Origin of the sequence: Pseudomonas sp. DL, assembly GCF_047199225.1 — a bacterium.
GTDB lineage: Bacteria > Pseudomonadota > Gammaproteobacteria > Pseudomonadales > Pseudomonadaceae > Pseudomonas > Pseudomonas aeruginosa.
Genome location: NZ_CP178323.1, coordinates 3633745 through 3655022, shown reverse-complemented (window position 1 = coordinate 3655022; position 21278 = coordinate 3633745). Strand labels below are relative to the sequence as shown.

Annotated in this window: 17 protein-coding genes; 4 read left to right on the top strand and 13 right to left on the bottom strand. The window is 66.0% G+C overall.

The window, feature by feature from the left end; all coding sequences use genetic code 11:
• Position 1: 1 nt before the first annotated feature.
• From nirD to acnB, 8 genes are all read right to left on the bottom strand, one after another.
• Positions 2-328, bottom strand: a complete 327-nt coding sequence (gene nirD / locus ACI766_RS16865; protein WP_003098054.1) for a nitrite reductase small subunit NirD — start codon at positions 326-328, stop codon at positions 2-4.
• Between the two features lie 52 nt (positions 329-380).
• A complete protein-coding gene (gene nirB, locus ACI766_RS16860) occupies positions 381-2831 on the bottom strand; it encodes a nitrite reductase large subunit NirB (protein ID WP_087823713.1) in 2451 nt (816 codons plus the stop codon).
• Positions 2832-3098: 267 nt separating this feature from the next.
• Positions 3099-4694, bottom strand: a complete 1596-nt coding sequence (locus tag ACI766_RS16855; RefSeq protein WP_014603054.1) for a bifunctional protein-serine/threonine kinase/phosphatase — start codon at positions 4692-4694, stop codon at positions 3099-3101.
• A 74-nt stretch (positions 4695-4768) separates the two neighbouring features.
• Positions 4769-5980 carry an MFS transporter gene (locus ACI766_RS16850; protein ID WP_003087861.1) on the bottom strand — a complete coding sequence of 404 codons (1212 nt, stop codon included), beginning with the start codon at positions 5978-5980 and terminating at the stop codon, positions 4769-4771.
• Between the two features lie 353 nt (positions 5981-6333).
• Entirely contained in the window at positions 6334-7029 is a 696-nt protein-coding gene (locus ACI766_RS16845; protein ID WP_003087865.1) for a polysaccharide lyase family 7 protein, read from the bottom strand.
• Positions 7030-7258: 229 nt separating this feature from the next.
• On the bottom strand, positions 7259-7837 hold the full coding sequence (locus ACI766_RS16840; RefSeq protein ID WP_003113581.1) for an ANTAR domain-containing response regulator: 579 nt from the start codon (positions 7835-7837) through the stop codon (positions 7259-7261).
• Positions 7838-7853: 16 nt separating this feature from the next.
• On the bottom strand, positions 7854-9062 hold the full coding sequence (locus tag ACI766_RS16835; protein ID WP_014603053.1) for a CmpA/NrtA family ABC transporter substrate-binding protein: 1209 nt from the start codon (positions 9060-9062) through the stop codon (positions 7854-7856).
• 177 nt (positions 9063-9239) lie between these two features.
• Positions 9240-11849: a bifunctional aconitate hydratase 2/2-methylisocitrate dehydratase gene (gene acnB / locus ACI766_RS16830; RefSeq protein WP_003087875.1), complete on the bottom strand. Its 2610-nt coding sequence runs from the start codon at positions 11847-11849 to the stop codon at positions 9240-9242.
• A gap of 381 nt (positions 11850-12230) precedes the next feature.
• On the opposite strand from acnB, the gene ACI766_RS16825 reads away from it, so the two are divergent.
• The gene (locus tag ACI766_RS16825) at positions 12231-12698 is read left to right on the top strand and encodes a DUF1289 domain-containing protein (protein WP_003098041.1); all 468 of its coding nucleotides are present in this window, start codon (positions 12231-12233) and stop codon (positions 12696-12698) included.
• Positions 12699-12753: 55 nt separating this feature from the next.
• Here the strand turns inward: ACI766_RS16825 and ACI766_RS16820 are convergent, their stop codons facing one another.
• Complete coding sequence (locus ACI766_RS16820) at positions 12754-13617, bottom strand: universal stress protein (protein ID WP_003087881.1); 864 nt, start codon at positions 13615-13617, stop codon at positions 12754-12756.
• A 170-nt stretch (positions 13618-13787) separates the two neighbouring features.
• Between ACI766_RS16820 and ACI766_RS16815 the strand changes: the two genes are divergently transcribed.
• Positions 13788-14411 (top strand): tRNA isopentenyl-2-thiomethyl-A-37 hydroxylase MiaE, encoded by a 624-nt coding sequence (locus ACI766_RS16815; protein WP_003122839.1) that lies wholly within the window; start codon positions 13788-13790, stop codon positions 14409-14411.
• 48 nt (positions 14412-14459) lie between these two features.
• On the opposite strand, the gene ACI766_RS16810 is transcribed toward ACI766_RS16815, so the two are convergent.
• From ACI766_RS16810 to ACI766_RS16800, 3 genes are all read right to left on the bottom strand, one after another.
• A complete protein-coding gene (locus ACI766_RS16810; RefSeq protein WP_003120298.1) occupies positions 14460-15791 on the bottom strand; it encodes an SPFH domain-containing protein in 1332 nt (443 codons plus the stop codon).
• Positions 15792-15924: 133 nt separating this feature from the next.
• Complete coding sequence (gene lpxH / locus ACI766_RS16805) at positions 15925-16647, bottom strand: UDP-2,3-diacylglucosamine diphosphatase (RefSeq protein ID WP_003122838.1); 723 nt, start codon at positions 16645-16647, stop codon at positions 15925-15927.
• Between the two features lie 4 nt (positions 16648-16651).
• On the bottom strand, positions 16652-17149 hold the full coding sequence (locus tag ACI766_RS16800; RefSeq protein WP_003087890.1) for a peptidylprolyl isomerase: 498 nt from the start codon (positions 17147-17149) through the stop codon (positions 16652-16654).
• Between the two features lie 122 nt (positions 17150-17271).
• On the opposite strand from ACI766_RS16800, the gene ACI766_RS16795 reads away from it, so the two are divergent.
• Entirely contained in the window at positions 17272-18942 is a 1671-nt protein-coding gene (locus tag ACI766_RS16795; RefSeq protein ID WP_003139945.1) for a glutamine--tRNA ligase/YqeY domain fusion protein, read from the top strand.
• A 9-nt stretch (positions 18943-18951) separates the two neighbouring features.
• Positions 18952-20334, top strand: a complete 1383-nt coding sequence (cysS, locus tag ACI766_RS16790; RefSeq protein ID WP_017148932.1) for a cysteine--tRNA ligase — start codon at positions 18952-18954, stop codon at positions 20332-20334.
• Between the two features lie 57 nt (positions 20335-20391).
• On the opposite strand, the gene folD is transcribed toward cysS, so the two are convergent.
• The gene (gene folD / locus ACI766_RS16785) at positions 20392-21246 is read right to left on the bottom strand and encodes a bifunctional methylenetetrahydrofolate dehydrogenase/methenyltetrahydrofolate cyclohydrolase FolD (RefSeq protein ID WP_003087898.1); all 855 of its coding nucleotides are present in this window, start codon (positions 21244-21246) and stop codon (positions 20392-20394) included.
• Between the last annotated feature and the right edge of the window lie 32 nt (positions 21247-21278).

Here is a 21278-nt window from a genome sequence, read left to right as displayed (position 1 = left end):
ATCAGGCGCACAGCGCCACGCTGTCCAGGCCGAGCAGCACCCGCCCGTTCTCCACCCGCACCGGGTGGCGATGGGCGCAGCCCTGGTCCGGGGCCACGGCTTCGCCGCTCTCCAGTTCGATCTGCCAGTTGTGCAACGGACAGGCCACTCGCTTGCCGTAGATCAGGCCCTGGGACAGCGGGCCGCCCTTGTGCGGGCAGCGGTCATCGAGGGCGAAGACCTGGTCGTCGGCGGCGCGGAAGATGGCGATGTCGCCTTTCGGGCCGGCGACCACGCGCGAGCCCAGCGGGTTGATTTCATCGAGGGCGCAGATATCCAGCCAGTTCATCGGTTCACTCCGGTAGGGGGAGGGCCGCCGTGGGACGGCCCGGGCAAGGGATTCAGACGTTTTCCAGTTGCTTGAGCGGAATCCGTTCGAACTCCTTCTTCAATTGCGGCTGTTCGATGCGCTGCTTCCATGGGTCCTGCTCGAAGGACAGGGCGAATTGCAGGCGGTCGTTGAGCGCCTTGCGGTTTTCCGCGTCCTCGACCACCGCCTTGCGGATGTACTCCATGCCGACCCGCTGCAGGTAATGCACCGTGCGCTCCAGGTAGAAGGCTTCCTCGCGGTAGAGCTGGAGGAAGGCGCCGTTGTATTCGCGCACCTCTTCGGCGGTCTTGAGCTTGACGAAGAACTCCGCGACCTCGGTCTTGATCCCGCCGTTGCCGCCGATGTACATCTCCCAGCCGGAGTCCACGCCGATGATGCCGACGTCCTTGATCCCGGCCTCGGCGCAGTTGCGCGGGCAGCCGGAGACCGCCAGCTTGACCTTGTGCGGCGACCACATGTTGAACAGGTCGTGTTCCAGATCGATGCCCAGCTGCGTCGAGTTCTGCGTGCCGAAGCGGCAGAACTCGCTGCCGACGCAGGTCTTCACGGTGCGGATGGATTTGCCGTAGGCATGTCCGGAGGGCATGTCGAGGTCTTTCCAGATGGCCGGCAGGTCGTCCTTCTTCACCCCCAGCAGGTCGATGCGCTGGCCACCGGTGACCTTGACCATCGGCACCTGGTACTTGTCGGCGACGTCGGCGATGCGCCGCAACTCGGCGGCGTTGGTCACGCCGCCCCACATCCGCGGTACCACCGAGTAGGTGCCGTCCTTCTGGATGTTGGCGTGGGCGCGTTCGTTGATCAGGCGCGACTGCGGATCGTCCTTGGCTTCTCCCGGCCAGGTCGAGATCAGGTAGTAGTTCAGGGCCGGGCGGCAGGTGGCACAGCCGTTCGGGGTCTTCCAGTCCATGAAGCGCATGGCGGCGTCGAGACTGGTCAGCCGGTGTTCGCGAATGGCCTTGCGGATCTGCCCGTGGTTGAGGTCGCTGCAGCCGCAGATGGCCTTCTCGCTCTTCGGCTTGACGTCGGCGGCGCCGCCGACGGTGCTGATCAGGATCTGTTCCACCAATCCCGCGCAGGAACCGCAGGAGCTGGCGGCCTTGGTGTGTTTCTTGACTTCGTCGACGCTGAACAGGCCGTGTTCTTGTATCGCCTTGACGATGGTGCCCTTGCAGACGCCGTTGCAGCCGCATACTTCGGCCGTGTCGGGCATGCTCGCGGCGCTGTTCTGGCCCTGGTGGCCGACATCGCCGAGGGCGTTCTCGCCGAACATCAGGTGGTCGCGGATCTGCGCGACGTTGTGGTTCTCGCGGATCTGCCGGAAGTACCAGCCGCCGTCGGCGGTGTCGCCGTAGAGACAGGCGCCGACCAGTACATCGTCCTTGATCACCAGCTTCTTGTAGACGCCGCCGATGGGGTCGGAAAGGGTGATGGTCTCGCTGCCTTCGCCGCCGATGAAGTCGCCGGCGGAGAACAGGTCGATACCGGTCACCTTGAGCTTGGTCGAGGTCACCGAGCCCTGGTAGCGGGCGTAGCCGAGATGAGCCAGGTGGTTGGCGCAGACCTTGGCCTGCTCGAACAGCGGCGCAACCAGGCCGTAGGCGATGCCACGGTGGTTGGCGCATTCGCCGACCGCATAGATGCGTGGGTCGTAGGTCTGCAGGGTGTCGTTGACCAGGATGCCGCGGTTGCAGGGGATGCCCGCGCTTTCGGCCAGCTCGGTATTGGGGCGGATGCCGGCGGCCATTACCACCAGGTCGGCGGGAATCACGTCGCCGTCGTTGAACTGCACGGCACAGACCCGGCCGCTGCCGTTGTCCATCAGTTCCTGGGTCTGGGTGTTCAGGCGGAAGCGGATGCCGCGGGCTTCCAGCGCGCCTTGCAGGAGTTTGCCGGCGGTGCGGTCCAGTTGGCGTTCCAGCAGCCAGTCGGAGAGGTGCACGACGGTCACGTCCATGCCGCGTTGCTTGAGGCCGTTGGCCGCCTCCAGGCCGAGCAGGCCGCCGCCGATCACCACCGCGTGGCTGTGGGTCCGGGCGCAGTCGATCATGGCCTGGGTGTCGGCGATGTCGCGGTAGCCGATCACGCCCTGCAGGCGATTGCCGGGTATCGGCAGGATGAAGGGGACCGAGCCGGTGGCCAGCAGCAGGCGGTCGTACTCGGCCTCGCTGCCGTCCGCGGCGACCACCCTGCGGCGGACCCGGTCGATCTGCACCACCTTGCGGTCGAGGACGAGCTTGATGCCGTTTTCCGCATACCAGTTGAGGTCGTTGAGGACGATTTCCTCGAAGGTCTGCTCGCCGGCCAGTACCGGGGACAGCAGGATGCGGTTGTAGTTGGGATGGGGCTCGGCGCCGAACACCGTGATGTCGTAGAAGTCCGAGTTGAGCTTGAGCAGTTCTTCCAGGGTACGGACCCCGGCCATGCCGTTGCCGACCATCACCAGCTTGATCTTCTTCATGCGGAGGAGCTCCTGCATAAGGTTGGCGCAAACAAAAAAGGCGTCCCGCTGTTGCCAGCAGGACGCCTTTGTCCAGGTCCCGTTCGGTCGGGAAACGCCGCCTCGTCGTTGAGGCAGGCGCTTTGTTGTCGATTGTCGGGAGAACCCAAGCAGGCGCCGTGCCAACTTGCGCTATTGCCTATCTCCATGGCCTTGCAGGGATAACGCGGGGCCTCACCGCGGTCTTTCTGCTCCGTGCCGGGGCGTATCGCACCGGGCTGGTGCCACTCAGCCCTTCAGCCAGACCAGGAGTAGCGCCAGGTTGGCGGCCAGGGACAGCAGGGCGATGGCGCGCCAGGTCTGCAGCGGTTCGCGCTCCAGCAATGGGCGGGTTGCCGCGGCCGGCAACGCTTCTCCCTGTTGCAGCGAGAGCAGCCATTCCTCGGCGGTCTCGAAGCGCTGTGCGGGGTCGCAGGCGACGGCGCGCAGCAGCAGGTCGTCGATCCAGGCCGGCAGGTCGGGGCGATAGCGGCTGGGCGGGACGGGGCGACCGAAGCGCGGGTGCTGGAAGGCTTCGATCTCGCCATAGGGATAGCGCCCGGTCAGCGCCTGGTAGAGGCAGACGCCGGTGGCGTAGAGATCCTGGCGCACCGAGGGCGAGGTGCCGGAGAAGCACTCCGGCGCCAGGTAGCTGGGCGTACCCGGTAGCAGATGGGGGTCTTCGCGCGACAATCCCGGACACCAGGCCAGACCGAAATCCAGCAGGCGCAGCTCGCCGTCGCGGCCGAGGTGGAGATTTTCCGGCTTGAGGTCGCGGTGCAGCAGGTTGCGTCGATGCAACTGGCCAAGCCCGCGCAGCAGCTGGTTGGCCAGCCCCAGCCACTCCGGCAGCGACAGCGGACCATGGTTGCGCAAGCGCTCGGCGAGAGTCTCTCCAGGGTGCTCGCGCATCAGGTAATACAGATGCTGGCGCTGCGCCAATCCGTGCAGCTCGGGGAAATGCCGGCCCTGGACGCGGCGCAGGAACCATTCCTCGAGCAGCAGGGCCTGGGTTGCCAGCGGATCGTCGGCACGTGCGGCGGGAAGGGTCTTCAGCAGCCAGGGTTGGCCCTGGCCATCCTCGACCCGGTAGAGCAGGGACTGGCGGGATTCGCCGAGCAACTGCCGGACCCGCCAGCCTTCGAAGAGCTGGCCGGGCTTCAGCGGCGGCGGCAGTGGCCAGTGGCCCAGTTGCGCGAGGGCGTCGCCGAGGCTGCCTGCGGGCACGGCTTCCACGCGTACCAGCAGGGCGCTGGCGTTGTCCTGGCTGCCTGCCAGGTGGGCGGCGCGAACCAGGGCCTCGGCGCTGCGCTGCGGCTCCTCGGCGTTGCGCAGGATGCTGCGGATGCCGCTGTCGCCCAGCGTCGCCCAGACGCCGTCGCTGACCAGTAGCCACTGGCTGCCGGGCTCCAGATCGCCTTCCAGATAGTCGACCACCAGATGCTGGTCCAGTCCCAGGGCGCGGGTCAGCACGTGTTGCATGTGCGGCTGTTCCCAGACGTGGTCGCTGGTCTGCCGGAGCAACTCGCCGTCGCGCCACAGGTAGGCCCGGCAATCGCCGACGTGGGCCAGGGTGTAGCGGGTGCCGCGCAGCACCAGGGCGGTGAGGGTGGTGAGCAGCGGCTGGCCGCCGCCGTTGGCCTGTAGCCAGCGGTTCTGCGCCAGCAGCAGGCGGTCCAGGGATTGCACGATGGCCCAGGTTTCCGGAGTCGCATAGTAATCCAGGGCCAGCGCTTGCAGGCTGCTGCGCGCCGCCAGGCCGCCATCGGCGCACTGGCTGACACCGTCGGCGATGGCCAGCAGGTGTCCCTTGCTGGCGGCCAGGGCCGGCGCCGGGGTGACCACCCGCAGCGCGTCCTGGTTTTCCGTGCGAGGCCCGCAGGCGCTGGCCTCGCCGATGCTCAGTCGCAGCCCCACGCTCAGACCCGCGCGGCGGTGACCGCGGCCGAGCCCCAGGTGGTGCGCCAGCGCCGCTTCACCCCGTGGAGGCCGAACCAGGCCAGCACGCCGAGACTGGCGAACAGCCACAGGCCGAGCTGGTAGTCGCCGGTGCTTTGCTTGATCGCGCCGAGGCCGGCAGTCAGGCAGAAGCCGCCGATGCCGCCGGCCATGCCGATCAGCCCGGTCATCACGCCGATTTCCTTGTGGAAGCGCTGCGGTACCAGCTGGAACACCGCGCCATTGCCGGCACCGAGACTGAGCATGGCGACCACGAACAGGCCGAGGGCGGCCATCGCGCTGGGCAAGTGGAAACCGACCGCGGCGATGCAGATGGCGGCCAGGGTGTACACCATCAGCAGGCTGCGGATGCCGCCGATGCGATCGGCGAGGGCGCCACCGAGCGGGCGCATCAGGCTGCCGGCGAAGACGCAGGCGGCGGTGTAGTAGCCGGCGGTCACCGGGTTCAGGCCGTACTGGTCGTGGAAATAGCCGGGCAGGGTGCTGGCCAGGCCGAGGAAGCCGCCGAAGGTGACGCTGTAGAAGAACATGAACCACCAGCTGTCGCGGTCGCCGAGGGCTTTCAGGTAATCGCCCATGGCCTTGGGCGCCGGCCGCTGCGGGGCGTTGCGCGCGACCATGGCGAACACCAGGAGGGTCAGGACGAGCGGCAGCAGGGCGAAGCCGAACACGTTGTTCCAGCCGAACGCGGCGGCCAGGCCGGGGGCGAAGAGGGCGGCGAGCACGGTGCCGGAGTTGCCCGCGCCGGCGATGCCCATGGCCTTGCCCTGGTGTTGCGGCGGGTACCATTGCGATGCGAGCGGCAGGGCCACGGCGAAGGATGCCCCGGCGAAGCCGAGGAACAACCCCAGCAGCAGTGCCTGCGCATAGCTGTTCACGCCCAGCAGCCAGGCGGCCGCGAGGGCGGCGATGACGATGACCTGGGCGAGGATGCCGGCGCTCTTCGGCGACCAGCGATCGGCCAGCAGGCCGAGCAGGAAGCGCAGTACGGCGCCGGCGAGGATCGGCGTGGCGACCATCATCGCGCGCTGTTGGGTGCTCAGTTGCAGGTCGCCGGCAATCTGCACCCCCAGCGGGCCGAGCACGTACCAGACCATGAAGCTCAGGTCGAAATAGAGAAACGCCGCGAACAGGGTCGGCGCATGGCCGGCCTTCCAGAAGCTGTTGTTCATCGAACACCTCGTATCCAGCGGAATCGGGGCGGAACGGCCGCCCGGCGGAAGTTGCATCGCTACAAGGTGAGCGTCCGACAGCGGACCACCCACCCGCCCCGACGCTGGGGCGAAACGACGAAGACGCCACGGGCCTCTGCCGGGAAGGAGAGGCCGCGCGACGTCTTTGTCGGGGATGGGTAACCGCCGTTGGCTACCGTCAGGCAGGACGTAGCAAGCTCTTTGCCAAGTTGTCGAAAGCGCGGCGTAGAGCGGTTGCAGGGACAACCATGGCGTCGGGCGTGCACGCCGCGGTGGCAGGCGTCGGGGGCTTGCACAGGGCTGGGGCGGCGCGTCCGTGCGCCGTCGGCGGTTCAGCGATGGGCGGTGTTCAGGTGGTAGATGGTCACGCGGCTGCCTTCGCCGCTGTCGCCGGCGTTGTCGTTCACGTAGGCGCCGGCCTTGAAATAGAGCAACTGGTCGTTCCAGGCGCTGCCGAGGGTCTGGTAGTAAGCGTCCTCTTCGCCGTCCTGGCTGCGCGCGCGCACCGCCAACTCGCCGCTGGAGGTGACGCGCAGGCTGTAGTTGAAGCGCTCGCCCAGGCGTACCTGCTCGAGGATCGACACGTTGCGGCTATAGGAATCGTCCGGGTGGTTGCGTACCAGCGCCTCGACCCGGCCGAGGCCTTCCTCGGGCTTGTAGTAGTACTGCAGCTTCACCAGAGGTTCGCCGTCGTCGGTCTGTGGCGACTTGCTGTGGATCTGGCCGATGATCACCTTGTTCTTCGAGGGGACCTTCTCGACGCTCATGGTCACCCGCAGTTCGTTGTCGGCCTGCCAGTAGTACCAGTTGTCGAGGCTGCCGTCGGCCTGGGTTTCGCGCAGTTCGGTGCGAGGATAGGTGCTGTCCTCGGTGTGCGAGCCGTCGATGGGCACCCAGAAGACCAGGCCGCCATCGTTGCCTTGCTGGAAGTACCGGCTCTGGTAGCCGTTGTTGAGTTGCTGGGTGGTGATCACCTGCGGGGTGGGTTCGGTGGGAATGGTAAGGTTCCAGGTGCTGAGATCGATCATGCTGAGCATCTCCTGACCGCTGAGTCGGCGGTGCGGTTCGGGCGGACGCCTGCGGCTCCTAGCCCTGGGCGTCCACTGCGGGCCTCCCTGGTCATGCTAGTCGAGGGTGGCGAGGGGGTAGCTCCCAGAACGGATAGGGCCGTTCCGGGCGCACGAGCATAGCCGCGCCGCTCTGCGCCGGGGGCCAGCAGGGTGGCTGGCGATATGATCGCCAGCTGCCCAGCCGGATTCAGCCGCCGAGCATGTCGTGCATGGCGATGATCTGCTCGGCGACCTGGATCAGCCTCTGCTGGCGGCTCATGGCCTGGCGCCGCATCAGCGTGTAGGCCTCCTCCTCGCCGCAATGCTTCATCTTCATCAGCAGGCCCTTGGCCAGCTCGATGCGCTTGCGCTCGGCCAGCTGCGCCTCGCGCGCCTGCAGTTGAGCGCGCAGCGCCTGGTCGCTCTCGAAGCGCGCCATGGCGACGTCGAGGATCGGTTGCAGGCGGCTGGCCTGGATGCCTTCGACGATGTAGGCGCTGACCCCGGACTGGATGGCGCGGCGCATCACTCCCGGATCGTGCTCGTCGGTGAACATCACGATCGGGCGCGGCTGGTCGCGGCTGACCAGGCAGACCTGCTCCATCACGTCGCGGCCGGGAGACTCCGTGTCGATCAGGATCACGTCGGGACGCAGCGCTTCGACGCGCGCCGGCAGGTCGATGGTCAGCCCCGACTCGTCCACCACTTCGAAACCGCTCTCGAGCAGGGCGGCCCTGAGGCGTCCGACTTTCTTCGGCGTGTCGTCGATCAGCAGGATACGCAGCATGGCGGGCGCACCAGGGTCAGGGGGCGATGCCCTGGCCGGTTTCGGCCAGGGCGTGGATCGGGAAGCTGCGGGCGTAGCCGGCGGGGTCGCTGCCGTCCCAGGTGCGCCCGTCGATCAGTGTCGAGCGGCGCATGTCGGCGCCGTCCAGGCACAGGCCAAGGGCCGTCGCGGCATCGCGGTACAGCGCGGTCTGCTGGACCCTGCGGGCGATGCCCAGGTAGTCCGGGTCTTCGCGCAGCAGGCCCCAGCGGCGGAATTGGGTCATGAACCACATGCCATCCGAGAGCCAGGGCCGGTTGACTTCGCCGTCGGCATAGAAACGCAGCGGATGCGGGTCCTGCCAGGCGTTGCCGAGGCCGTCCTGGTAGCGGCCGAAGAAGCGCGGCTGGATCGCGCCGAGCGGAGCGTCGACATAGTCGCGGCCGCTGATCAGTTGCGCGGTGCCCAGGCGGTTCTCGGCGTTCTGTTCGATGAAGCGGCTGGCGTCGAGGACCGCCATGACCAGCGCGCGGGCGGTGTTCGGGTAGGCGTCGACGAAGGCGCGGGTAGTGCCGAGGACCTTTTCCGGGTGGTCCGGCCAGATCGCCTGGCTGGTGGCGATGGTGAAGCCCTGGCCCTGGTCCACGGCCAGGGCGCCCCAGGGACCGCCGGCGCAGAACCCGTCGATGCGCCCGGCCTGGAGATGGCCGACCATCTGCGCCGGTGGAACCACCACGCTGTGCACGTCGTGCAGCGGATGCAGACCGATGCTCGCCAGCCAGTAGTTCAGCCAGAGCGCGTGGGTACCGGTGGGAAAGGTCTGCGCCAGGGTCAGGCGTGCACCATTCTGGCGCCGATGCCGGAGCAGTGCCTCCGCACTGGTCACGCCAGCCTGCTTCAGCGGTTCGGAAAGATTGATCGCCTGGCCGTTCTGGCACAGTCCCATGAGCACCGCCATCTCGCTTGCCGCGCTGCCGCCGAGGCCGAGCTGGACGCCGTAGACAAGCCCGTACAGGCACTGCGCGGCATCCAGCTCGCCGCTGAGCAGCTTGTCGCGCAAGGTGGCCCAGGACGGTTGGCGCCTGAGATTGAGCGTGAGGCCGTAGGGCTGGGCGAAGCCCTGGGTGGCGGCCACGATCAGCGAGGCCGAATCGGTCAGCGCCATGAAACCGATGTCCAGGGCGCTCTTTTCCGGTGCGTCGGAACCGCCGGCCCAGGCCTGGCTGCGTATCGCTCTGTCTGTCATCACCACCTCGAGTGCGGGAGGGCGGCGCGGGCCGTCCCGTTTTCCAGTGCGCAGGCGCCGTCGTCGGCGCGCTTTTCCATAGCTGCCACAGCAAGCGCTATGCCAGGCGGCGCGGGGGTTTTCGCCGGGCAAGAAAAAGCCCCGCACGGGGCGGGGCTTGTTCGACGCGTCGCTGGATCAGGCCTGGACGACCGGGATCTTGGCGTTCGCAGCCGCTTCGCGGAACTCGGCGATCTGGTCGAAGCTCAGGTAGCGGTAGACGTCGGCAGCCATGCTGTCGATGTCCTTCGCGTAGGCCATGTACTCCTCCACGGTCGGCAGTTTGCCGAGGATCGAGGAGACCGCCGCCAGCTCGGCCGATGCCAGGAACACATCGGTGGCATCGCCCAGACGGTTCGGGAAGTTACGGGTCGAAGTGGAGACCACGGTGGAACCGGTCTGGACGCGAGCCTGGTTGCCCATGCACAGCGAGCAGCCCGGCATTTCCATGCGCGCGCCAGCCTTGCCGTAGATGCCGTAGTAGCCTTCCTCGGTCAGCTGGTGGGCGTCCATCTTGGTCGGCGGAGCCAGCCACAGACGGGTCGGGATGCCGCCCTTGACCTTGTCCAGCAGCTTGCCGGCGGCGCGGAAGTGACCGATGTTGGTCATGCAGGAGCCGATGAACACTTCATCGATCTTGCGGCCCTGTACGCTCGACAGCAGACGCGCGTCGTCCGGATCGTTCGGCGCGCAGAGCACCGGCTCCTTGACGTCGGCCAGGTCGATCTCGATCACCGCGGCGTACTCGGCGTCCTTGTCGGCTTCCAGCAGCTCCGGCTTGGCCAGCCAGGCTTCCATCGCCTGGGCGCGACGCTCCAGGGTGCGCGGGTCGCCGTAGCCTTCGCCGATCATCCAGCGCAGCAGGGTGATGTTGGACTTCAGGTACTCGGCGATCGCCTGTTCCGGCAGCTTGATGGTGCAGCCGGCGGCGGAACGCTCGGCCGAGGCGTCGGACAGCTCGAAGGCCTGCTCCACGGTCAGGTCGTTGAGGCCTTCGATCTCGAGGATGCGGCCGGAGAAGATGTTCTTCTTGCCCTTCTTCTCGACGGTCAGCAGGCCCTGCTGGATCGCGTAGTAAGGGATCGCATGGACCAGGTCACGCAGGGTGATGCCCGGTTGCAGCTTGCCCTTGAAGCGCACCAGCACCGACTCCGGCATGTCCAGCGGCATCACGCCGGTGGCGGCGGCGAAGGCCACCAGGCCGGAGCCGGCCGGGAACGAGATGCCGATCGGGAAGCGGGTGTGCGAGTCGCCGCCGGTACCAACGGTATCGGGCAGCAGCATGCGGTTCAGCCAGCTGTGGATGATGCCGTCGCCCGGACGCAGCGACACGCCGCCACGGGTCATGATGAAGTCGGGCAGGGTGTGGTGGGTCTTGACGTCGATCGGCTTCGGATAGGCCGCGGTGTGGCAGAAGGACTGCATCACCAGGTCGGCGGAGAAGCCGAGGCAGGCGAGGTCCTTCAGTTCGTCGCGGGTCATCGGGCCGGTGGTGTCCTGGGAACCGACGGTGGTCATCTTCGGTTCGCAGTAGGTGCCCGGGCGCACGCCCTGGCCTTCCGGCAGACCGCAGGCGCGGCCGACCATTTTCTGCGCCAGGGTGAAGCCCTTGCCGCTATCGGCCGGTGCTTCCGGCTTGCGGAACAGGTCGGAGGCGCCCAGGCCCAGCTCGGCGCGGGCCTTCTCGGTCAGGCCACGGCCGACGATCAGCGGGATACGGCCGCCGGCGCGGACTTCGTCGAGCAGGACCGGGGTCTTCAGCTCGAAGGTGGTGACCACTTCGCCGCTGTCGTGGCGAACGACCTTGCCTTCATAGGGGTATACGTCGATGACGTCGCCCATGGCCAGGTTGGTGCAGTCGAACTCGATCGGCAGGGCGCCGGCATCTTCCATGGTGTTGTAGAAGATCGGTGCGATCTTGGTGCCGAAGCAGAAGCCGCCGGCACGCTTGTTCGGCACGAACGGAATGTCGTCGCCGAAGAACCACAGCACCGAGTTGGTGGCGGATTTGCGCGAGGAACCGGTGCCGACCACGTCGCCGACGTAGGCGACCGGGAAGCCCTTGGCCTTGACCGCTTCGATCTGCTTCAGCGGACCGACCGAACCCGGCTGGACCGGCTCGATGCCGTCGCGGGCCATCTTCAGCATGGCCAGGGCGTGCAGCGGGATGTCCGGGCGCGACCAGGCGTCGGGGGCCGGGGAGAGGTCGTCGGTGTTGGTTTCGCCGGGGACCTTGAATACGGTGAGAGTCAGCTTTTCCGGGACTTCCGGCTTGGCCTTGAACCACTCGCCATCGGCCCAGGATTGCAGCACGGACTTGGCCGCGGCATTGCCCTTCTTGGCGCGCTCGGCGACGTCGTGGAAGGCGTCGAACATCAGCAGGGTGTGCTTCAGCTGTTCGGCGGCGGTGTTGGCCAGTTCGGCGTCGTCCAGCAGCTCGACCAGGGTGGCGATGTTGTAGCCGCCCTGCATGGTGCCCAGCAGCTCGGCGGCACGTTGCTTGTCGATAAGGGGGGAGGTGGCTTCGCCCTTGACGATGGCGGAAAGGAAACCGGCCTTGACGTAGGCGGCTTCGTCGACGCCCGGCGGTACGCGGTTGGTGATCAGGTCAAGGAGGAATTCTTCTTCGCCGGCCGGCGGGTTCTTCAGCAGCTCGACCAGGCCTGCGGTCTGTTCGGCGTTCAGCGGTTGGGGCACGACACCCTGGGCGGCACGCTCTTCTACGTGTTTGCGGTAGGCTTCAAGCACAGTATTTCCCTCATCAGTGGTCCCGGGGGACACGTATCCAGGAACCGACGCAGATCCGCTCGTCAGGCCCAGGTGGACGGTAATCCACCAACCTACGAGGGCATCGGCAGGTTCCAGACAGAAGCTGTTTTCAAAGTTTTACGCCGGCGGGCTGGGGTGGGGCTGGCGAGACGCTTGAGGGAGGCGCCGTCGCCAGCGTACCTGCCGGAAACTGTGCTCGTGACGCTTTGAAAACAGCTTCTAACGGACATTGGCGCCTAAAAAGGCGGGCCAATGTTACTGGAAACTCGACGCAAAGTTAAGTCGGAAACCCTAGGAACCACGGGGTGAACTTGATTAGACAAAGGGCTAAGATGCCGCTTTGTTTTCGTTGTCCCGGCCATGTCTTCGCAAAGAATCAAAACCCCCTGCGTAGGGCTTTGCTCCACGGTATACGGCGACCTGGTATGCCGTGGCTGCAAGCGTTTCCACCATGAGGTGGTCAACTGGAACCTCTACGACGCCGAGGAAAAGCGGGCTGTCTGGAGTCGCCTTGAGCAGTTGCTGGCCCAGGTGATGGCCGCCAAGCTGGAAGTCTTCGACGCCGCGCGCCTGCGCCTGCAACTGGAGCAGCGGCAGATCCGTTTCGTCCCCGAGCAGTCCCCCTATTGCTGGGCCTACCAGTTGATCGCCCGCGGTTCCCGGCTGATCAACCAGATCGAAGCCTACGGCGTGGCACTGCTGCCGGAATTCCGCGACTGGAGCCTGCCGGACCTGCGCGATGCCATCGACCGGGAATTCTTCCTGCTGTCGGAAGCGCATTACCAGCGCTACATCGCGCCCTCGTTCCTGCAGGCGATCGACAGATAGGCGGTGTCTCCAGCGAAAAAGCCGCCCTTGGGCGGCTTTTCCGTCCGACCAGCGGTCACTCCTTGCTGGCCAGCTCCTCCAGGTGGGCGATGATGTCGTCCGGCTTCAACACCAGCACGTCGCTTTCCAGGGTATCCAGCACCACTTCCGCGGTATTGCCGATCAGCGCGCCGGACAACCCGGTGCGCGCCACGGTGCCGATCACGGTGACCACCGCGTCGAGCTTCTGCGCGGTGCGCGGGATCAGCACGTCGGCCGGACCTTCCTCGATGTGCAATTGTTCGTCGCTGAAACCGTACTCGGCCTGGAAGGTGCGGCAGGCCTCGCGATAGCGGGCCTCGATGGTTTCGCTGAGCTGGAAGGTCGGGTCGGCAGAGGAGAGCATCGGCGAGGGGTGGGCGCTGATCACGTGCAGCGTGGCCTTGGCCAGGCCGGCGATGTCGTAGGCATGGCTGATGATCCCGGCGTGCAGGGAGCGGTGCTCGCCGTCGTTGTTGCCGACGTCGACCGCGGCGAGGATCTTTCCTCCCGTCCAGGGCCGGGCGGTCTTGGTCATCAGTACCGGACAGGGCGCGAAGCGCAGCAGCTTCCAGTCGTCCGGGGTGAGGATGGCCTTTTTCAGCGGGTTGTCGGGAAAGTGCTGCTTGATGATCAGCCCGCAGCCTTCGGCCTGTTGCTCGGCGATGATGGTCTGGTGCAGGGAGTCCTTCCAGGCCTGGTTGGTCGAGACGCTGTAGCCTTCCTCGCGCAGCTCCTGGGCCAGGTCGTTGAGAGCGGCGCTGTGGTCGCGGCGCTTCTCGCAGACCAGCAGGTGCAGGTGCGACTGGGTCACGCCGGCGATCAGTTGTGCCCGTTTCAGGGCGAGACCTTCCAGCTGGTCCGGTTCAATCACCACGAGGATGCTGCGAATGGCTTGCATGATCGTCTCCCTGAGTGCTTGTGGTTATCGCTGAAACAACTCTAGACGCAATCCAGCCGCTGCTCTTGATGCATATCAAACGGGTCGGCCTGCCCGACCGCCGCAGCTTCCGTATAATGCTCCGCCTTTCCTGCCCCGACCAGCGTCATGGCAGGCCCTTTCCAGAATGAGTGACCTGCACCATGTTGCCCGAGATCGACCAATTCCTTGCCTGTTCCACTCCCGCCGCCTGGGTCGAGGCGGCCCTGGAGCGCCAGGACGTCATGCTGCTGGACCACAAGGCCTGCGAGATGAAGGCCGCGGCGACGGCGATGCAACTGATCGGCAAGTACTCCGGCCGCCTGGACCTGGTGAACAAGATGAGCCGCCTGGCGCGCGAGGAGCTGCGCCACTTCGAGCAGGTGCTGGCGATCCTGAAGAAACGCGGTATCCGGGTGGTCAATGTCAGCGCCTCCCGCTACGCCTCGGCGCTGCGCGACCTGGTGCGCAAGCAGGAGCCGCAGCGGCTGACCGATACGCTGGTGGTCGGCGCCTTCATCGAGGCGCGTTCCTGCGAGCGCTTCGCCGCCCTGGTGCCGCACCTGGACGCGGAGCTGGCGAAATTCTACGGCGGTTTGCTGAAGTCCGAGTCGCGGCATTTCCAGGACTACCTGAAGCTGGCCTACCAGTACGGCGACGAGGCCGACGTGGAGCGGACGATCGAGGTGGTGCGGGCCAAGGAGGCCGAGCTGATCAGCAGTCCGGACAACGAATTCCGCTTCCACAGCGGCCTCCCGGTGGACCTGGTGGCCTGAGTCGGAAACAAGAAAGCGCCCCGCGGGGCGCTTTTTTTGCTGCCTGGATCAGTCCTTGACCTTGAGGTCGAGGGCCAGGTCGCGGGCGGCCTTGGTCGCCAGAACGCCCATCAGCTGGCCGATCTCGTCCTGGCGGCTCGCCGCGCCGTTGGCGCCGGCGCCCATCATTACGCTGGGGACGGGGGCCTGGGCGGCGGCTTCGGCCCAGACCTTGTTGATCGCGATCAGCGCGTCGAGCTTCGGCTGCAACGCGCCGTCCGCCTTAATCACCGCTTCGCGGGCGTAAGCCTCGGCGTCGGCGGTGATCTTGGTGGCCTGGGCGGTCACCGTGGCCTTGTCGCGCAGCAGTTCGGCGGTCTGCTTCTCGATCTCGGCGCGCTGCTTCTCGCGCTCGGCGTTGATCACCGCCAATTGCTTGTCGGTTTCCGCCTGGGTGGTGCGTTCGATCTGGTCGCGCAGGGTTTCCTGGCGCTTGGCCTCGACTTCCTTCTCGCCGCGGGCGGTGACCAGCAGCTTTTCCTCTTCTTCCTTCAGGCGGTTCTGCCGCGCCACCGCCAGCTCGGCGAGCGCCTGCTGGACCTTGACCATGCGCTGCTTGTACTGCGGGTTGGGATCGACGTTGGTGATCCGCGCTTCCACCACCTCGACGCCGAACTTGCGGAACTGCTGTTGCTTGCGTACCGGGATGCCCTTGGCATCGGTGACCTTCTCGGTGACGAACTGGCTGGCGTTGTTGTCGCCGAACGCTCCCTGCTCGGTGCCGGCCTGGAGGATCGCGGTCTGGTGCGGAATGGCGCCGCGCGGCCCGCGGACTTCCTTGCGCTTGATCAGGTACAGGCCGTCGTTGAGCTGGTTCTCGAACTCGGCGGCGAATTCGCTGCGGGCTCCGGCGTAGTAGTCGTCGGCGCTCATCAGCGAAGCGGTGGCCTGGAGGGTTTCCTTGATCGCCGGCACCAGTGCGGTGCGGATGAAATTGTCCGGGTTGCGGTATTCCTGGGCCATCTTCAGGAACGGCTCGCCGCCGGGCAGGCGAAAGCGCGCGGAAGATTCGACCTTGGCGTCGACGTTGCCGAGGAACACGATCGGGAAAGCCTCGATGGTGGCGCCGAGGCCGTCGTTGTCCGGATTGGTGTCGTTATCGTCCATGACCAGCACGGACTGCACGCTGATGGCCTTCTTCCAGGTGGTGGCGCGACCGAACCACTTGGTCGCGTAGCCGACGTCATCGACGATCTTCTCGTCGCCGAAGATGGTCCTTACGTGGGTCATGAAGCCGGCTTCGTTATAGAAGAACACGCCGTTGAACAGGCCGAAGCCGAGGGCGAGCATGCCGAGGGGGGCGGCGACGAACTTGATCAGGTTTCCCTTCGAGATGATCACGATCATTCCTTGATGCGGGGTGGGGGAGCGCGATCCTGCTGAAAGGTGGCCCGCGACGTCAAGATGGACGGTGGAAAAAATGCGAATCGCATAATGCTTCGCTGAAAGGCCCGCATGGCGGGCCTGGGGTGGGTCAGAGCGGGAAGGGCGCCTGGCGATGGCCGTTGGCGTCGATCTCCAGGGCCCAGCCCTGGCGGTCCCAGTCGCCGAGCACGATGCGCCGGGCGGGCTGGCCGTCGATGTCCAGCGGGTGTTCGGCCGGCCGATGAGTGTGGCCATGGATCAGGGTACGCACGCCATGCCCGCGCATGACCCGGGGCACTTCTTCGGGCGTGACATCGATGATGTCGACGGCTTTCATGCGGGTCTGCGCGCGGCTTTCCTTGCGCAGCTTGCGTGCCAGCTTGTGCCGGGTGGCCAGCGGCAGGTGGCGCAGTACCCAGAGCGTGAGCGGGTTGCGCAGCCAGCGGCGCAGGCGCATGTAGGCCTCGTCTCGGGTGCACAGGCTGTCCCCGTGCATCAGCAATACCGGCTCGCCGTACAGGTCGATAACGCTCGGGTCGGGCAGCAGCGTGCATCCGGCCTCGCGGCAGAACGCCTTGCCAATGAGGAAGTCGCGATTGCCGTGCATCAGGTAGATGCGCGTACCGTCGTCGGCCACCTGGCGCAGGGACTGGGCGATGGAGCGCTGGAAGGCGTCCATGCCGTCGTCGCCGATCCAGGCTTCGAAGAAGTCGCCGAGGATGTACAGGGCCTCGGCCCGACGGGCGCGCTCATCGAGGAAAGACAGAAACGCCCGGGTGATGTCCGGGCGTTCCGCTTCGAGATGCAGGTCCGAGATGAACAGGACGCTCATCGCTTCATTCTTCGACGATTTCGGCCTTCTCGATGATCACGTCCTCGGCCGGCACGTCCTGGTGGCCGCTGCGCATGGTGGTGGCCACGCCCTTGATCTTGTTGACCACGTCCATGCCCTCGACCACTTCGCCGAAGACGGCATAGCCCCAGCCCTGGGTGGTGGGGGCGGTATGGTTGAGGAAATCGTTGTCGGCGACGTTGATGAAGAACTGCGCGCTGGCCGAATGCGGGTCCATGGTACGAGCCATGGCGATGCTGCCGACCTTGTTGGTCAGGCCGTTGTTGGCTTCGTTCTTGATCGGTGCGCGAGTGGGCTTCTGCTTCATGCCCGGCTCGAAACCGCCGCCCTGGATCATGAAGTTGTTGATCACGCGGTGGAAGACGGTGTTGTCGTAGTGGCCGCTTTTCACGTACTCCTTGAAGTTCGCCGCGGTTTCCGGGGCTTTCTCTTCATCGAGCTTCAGGGTGATGACGCCATGGTTGGTATGCAGCTTGATCATGTGGGTAATCCGCTTTGTCGTGAAAATCGAAGGCCTGTCAGGGGGTTGACAGCTTCGGCTATGATAAGCGCTTTGATTTGCCCGGCCTACCCTGGTCGGGCGAGAGCATGACCAAGGATCCCATGAGCAAGCCAGAGACCACCGCCGCCCCGAACTTCCTGCGCCAGATCGTTCAAGCCGACCTGGATGCCGGCAAGCACGCGAAGATCGTCACCCGTTTCCCCCCGGAGCCCAACGGTTACCTGCACATCGGCCACGCCAAGTCGATCTGCCTGAACTTCGGCCTGGCCCAGGAATTCGCTGGCGATTGCCATCTGCGCTTCGATGACACCAACCCGGCCAAGGAAGACCAGGAGTACATCGATGCCATCGAGGCCGACATCAAGTGGCTGGGCTTCCAGTGGTCCGGCGAGGTCTGCTATGCCTCCAACTATTTCGACCAGTTGCATGCCTGGGCCATCGAGCTGATCAAGGCCGGCAAGGCGTTCGTCTGCGACCTCGGTCCCGAGGAAATGCGCGAATACCGCGGCACCCTCACCGAGCCGGGCCGCAACAGCCCTTACCGTGACCGTTCGGTGGAGGAGAACCTCGACCTGTTCGCCCGCATGAAGGCCGGTGAGTTCCCCGACGGCGCCCGTTCGCTGCGGGCGAAGATCGACATGGGTTCGCCGAACATGAACCTGCGCGATCCGATCCTGTACCGCATCCGCCATGCGCATCACCACCAGACCGGCGACAAGTGGTGCATCTACCCGAGCTACGACTTCACCCACGGTCAGTCGGACGCCATCGAGGGCATCACCCATTCGATCTGCACCCTGGAATTCGAAGACCATCGTCCGCTCTACGAGTGGTTCCTGGCCAACCTGCCGGTACCTGCGCAACCGCGCCAGTACGAATTCTCCCGGCTCAACCTGAACTACACCGTGACCAGCAAGCGCAAGCTCAAGCAACTGGTCGACGAAGGCCATGTCAGCGGCTGGGACGATCCGCGCATGTCGACCCTGTCCGGCTATCGCCGCCGCGGCTACACCCCGGAGTCGATCCGCAACTTCTGCGAGATGATCGGAGTGAACCGTGCCAGCGGCGTGGTCGACATCGGCATGCTCGAGTTCAGCATCCGCGACCACCTGGACGCCACCGCGCCGCGTGCCATGTGCGTGCTGAAACCGCTCAAGGTGGTGATCACCAACTACCCCGAAGGGCAGGTGGAGAACCTCGAGTTGCCGCGTCATCCGAAGGAAGACATGGGAGTGCGCGTACTGCCGTTCGGTCGCGAGCTGTTCATCGATGCCGGTGACTTCGAGGAAGTCCCGCCGGCCGGCTACAAGCGCCTGATCCCCGGTGGCGAGGTGCGTCTGCGCGGCAGCTACGTGATCCGTGCCGACGAAGCGATCAAGGATGCCGACGGCAATATCGTCGAACTGCGCTGCAGCTACGATCCGGACACCCTGGGCAAGAACCCGGAAGGCCGCAAGGTCAAGGGCGTGATCCACTGGGTGCCGGCCGAGGGCAGCGTCGAGTGCGAAGTGCGCCTGTACGATCGGCTGTTCCGCTCGGCCAATCCGGAGAAGGCGGAAGAGGGCGGCAGCTTCCTCGACAACATCAACGCCGACTCCCTGCAGGTACTGACCGGCTGTCGCGCCGAGCCGTCGCTGGGCCAGGCGAACCCGGAGGATCGCTTCCAGTTCGAGCGCGAAGGCTATTTCGTCGCCGACCTGAAGGACTCCAGGCCGGGCAAGCCGGTGTTCAACCGTACCGTCACCCTGCGTGACTCCTGGGGACAGGGCTGAGGAAAGACCGTGCTGCAGATCTACAACACGCTGAGCAAGACCAAAGAAGTCTTCACGCCGCTGGTCGGCAACCAGGTACGCATGTACGTGTGCGGCATGACCGTGTACGACTACTGCCATCTGGGCCACGGCCGCAGCATGGTGGCGTTCGACGTGATCACCCGCTGGTTGCGCCACCGTGGCTACGACCTGACGTACGTGCGCAACATCACCGATATCGATGACAAGATCATCAATCGCGCCAACGAGAACGGCGAGCCGTTCGATGTGCTGACCGAGCGCATGATCGCGGCGATGCACGAGGACGAGGCCCGGCTGAACATCCTCAAGCCGGACCAGGAGCCACGCGCCACCGATCACATCGCCGGCATGCACGCGATGATCCAGACCCTGATCGACAAGGGCTATGCCTACGCGCCGGGCAACGGTGACGTGTACTACCGGGTCGGCAAGTTCGCTGGCTACGGCAAGTTGTCGCGGCGGCGGGTCGAGGACCTGCGCATCGGTGCGCGGATCGAGCCGGGCGAAGCGAAGGAGGATCCGCTCGATTTCGTGCTCTGGAAGGGCGCCAAGCCGGGCGAGCCGAGCTGGTCGTCGCCCTGGGGCGATGGCCGCCCGGGCTGGCACATCGAGTGCTCGGTGATGTCCACCTGCTGCCTGGGCGATTCCTTTGACATCCATGGCGGTGGCAACGACCTGGAGTTCCCTCACCACGAGAACGAGATCGCCCAGAGCGAGGCCGCGACCGGCAAGCCCTACGCCAAGTCCTGGCTGCACTGCGGGATGATCACCATCAACGGCGAGAAGATGTCCAAGTCGCTGGGCAATTTCTTCACCATCCGCGAAGTGCTGGAGAAATATCACCCCGAAGTGGTGCGTTACCTGCTGATCGCCAGCCATTACCGCAGTCCGATCAACTACTCGGAGGAGAACCTGCGCGAGGCCAAGGCGGCCCTGGACCGTTTCTACAACGCGCTCAAGGGGCTGCCCGAGGCGGCGCCGGCGGAAGCGGCGGAGTATGTCGAGCGCTTCGCCGCGGCGATGGACGACGACTTCAATACCGCGGGTGCCTGCTCGGTGCTGTTCGAGCTGGCGCGGGAGGTCAATCGTCTGCGCGAAAGCGACCTGTCGGCGGCGGCTGCGCTGGCCGCGCGCCTGAAGCAGTTGGCTGGCCTGCTGGGGGTGCTGCAGCTGGAGCCGGAAGCCTTCCTGCAGGCGGGCGCCGAGGGCAAGGTCGATGCGGCCGAGGTCGAGGCGCTGATCCAGGCGCGCCTGGAGGCGCGGGCGGCGAAGAACTGGGCGGAGTCCGACCGGATTCGCGACCAGCTCACCGCCATGGGCGTGGTGCTGGAGGATGGCAAGGGCGGCACTACCTGGCGCCTGGCCGACTGAACCCGCAGCGATAAATGAAAAGCCCCGCGTTCGCGGGGCTTTTCATTACCGGCGACCTCAGTCGTGCAGGTGTTCGGCGGCGTGCAGGGTATTTTCCAGCAGGCAGGCGCGGGTCATCGGCCCGACGCCGCCCGGCACCGGGGTGATCCAGCTGGCGCGTTGCGCCGCCACCTCGTATTCCACGTCGCCGACCAGGCGGCCGTCGGCCTGGCGGTTGATGCCGACGTCGATGACGATGGCGCCTTCCTTGATCCACTCGCCCTTGACCAGTCCCGGCTTGCCGGCAGCGACCACCACCAGGTCGGCGCGCGACACATGGTCGGCCAGGTCGCGGGTGAAGCGGTGGGTCACGGTGACGGTGCAGCCACCCAGCAGCAACTCCAGAGCCATGGGCCGGCCGACGATGTTCGAGGCGCCGACCACGACCGCGTCCATGCCGTACAGGTCGGCGCCGGTGCTGGCGAGCAGGGTCATGATGCCTTTCGGGGTGCAGGGGCGCAGCAGGGGCATGCGCTGGGCCAGGCGGCCGATGTTGTAGGGATGGAAACCATCCACGTCCTTGTCCGGGTGGATACGCTCCAGCAGCAGGGAGGCGTCCAGGTGGGCGGGCAGGGGTAGCTGGACCAGGATGCCGTCGATGGCGGGATCGTCGTTCAGGCGGTCGATCAGGGCCAGCAGGTCGTCCTGGCTGGTTTCGGCGGGAAGATCGTAGGCCTGGGAGAGAAAGCCGACTTCCTCGCAGTCCTTGCGCTTGTGCGCCACATAGACCTGAGAGGCCGGATCGGTGCCGACCAGGATCACCGCCAGGCCGGGAACGCGCAGGCCTTGCTGGCGGCGCTCGGTCACGCGTTGGGCTATCTGCTGGCGAAGGTTGGCGGCGATCGCTTTGCCGTCGATCAGTTGTGCGGTCATGTCGGAAGGGTAACCATCGAATCGGGTGGAAA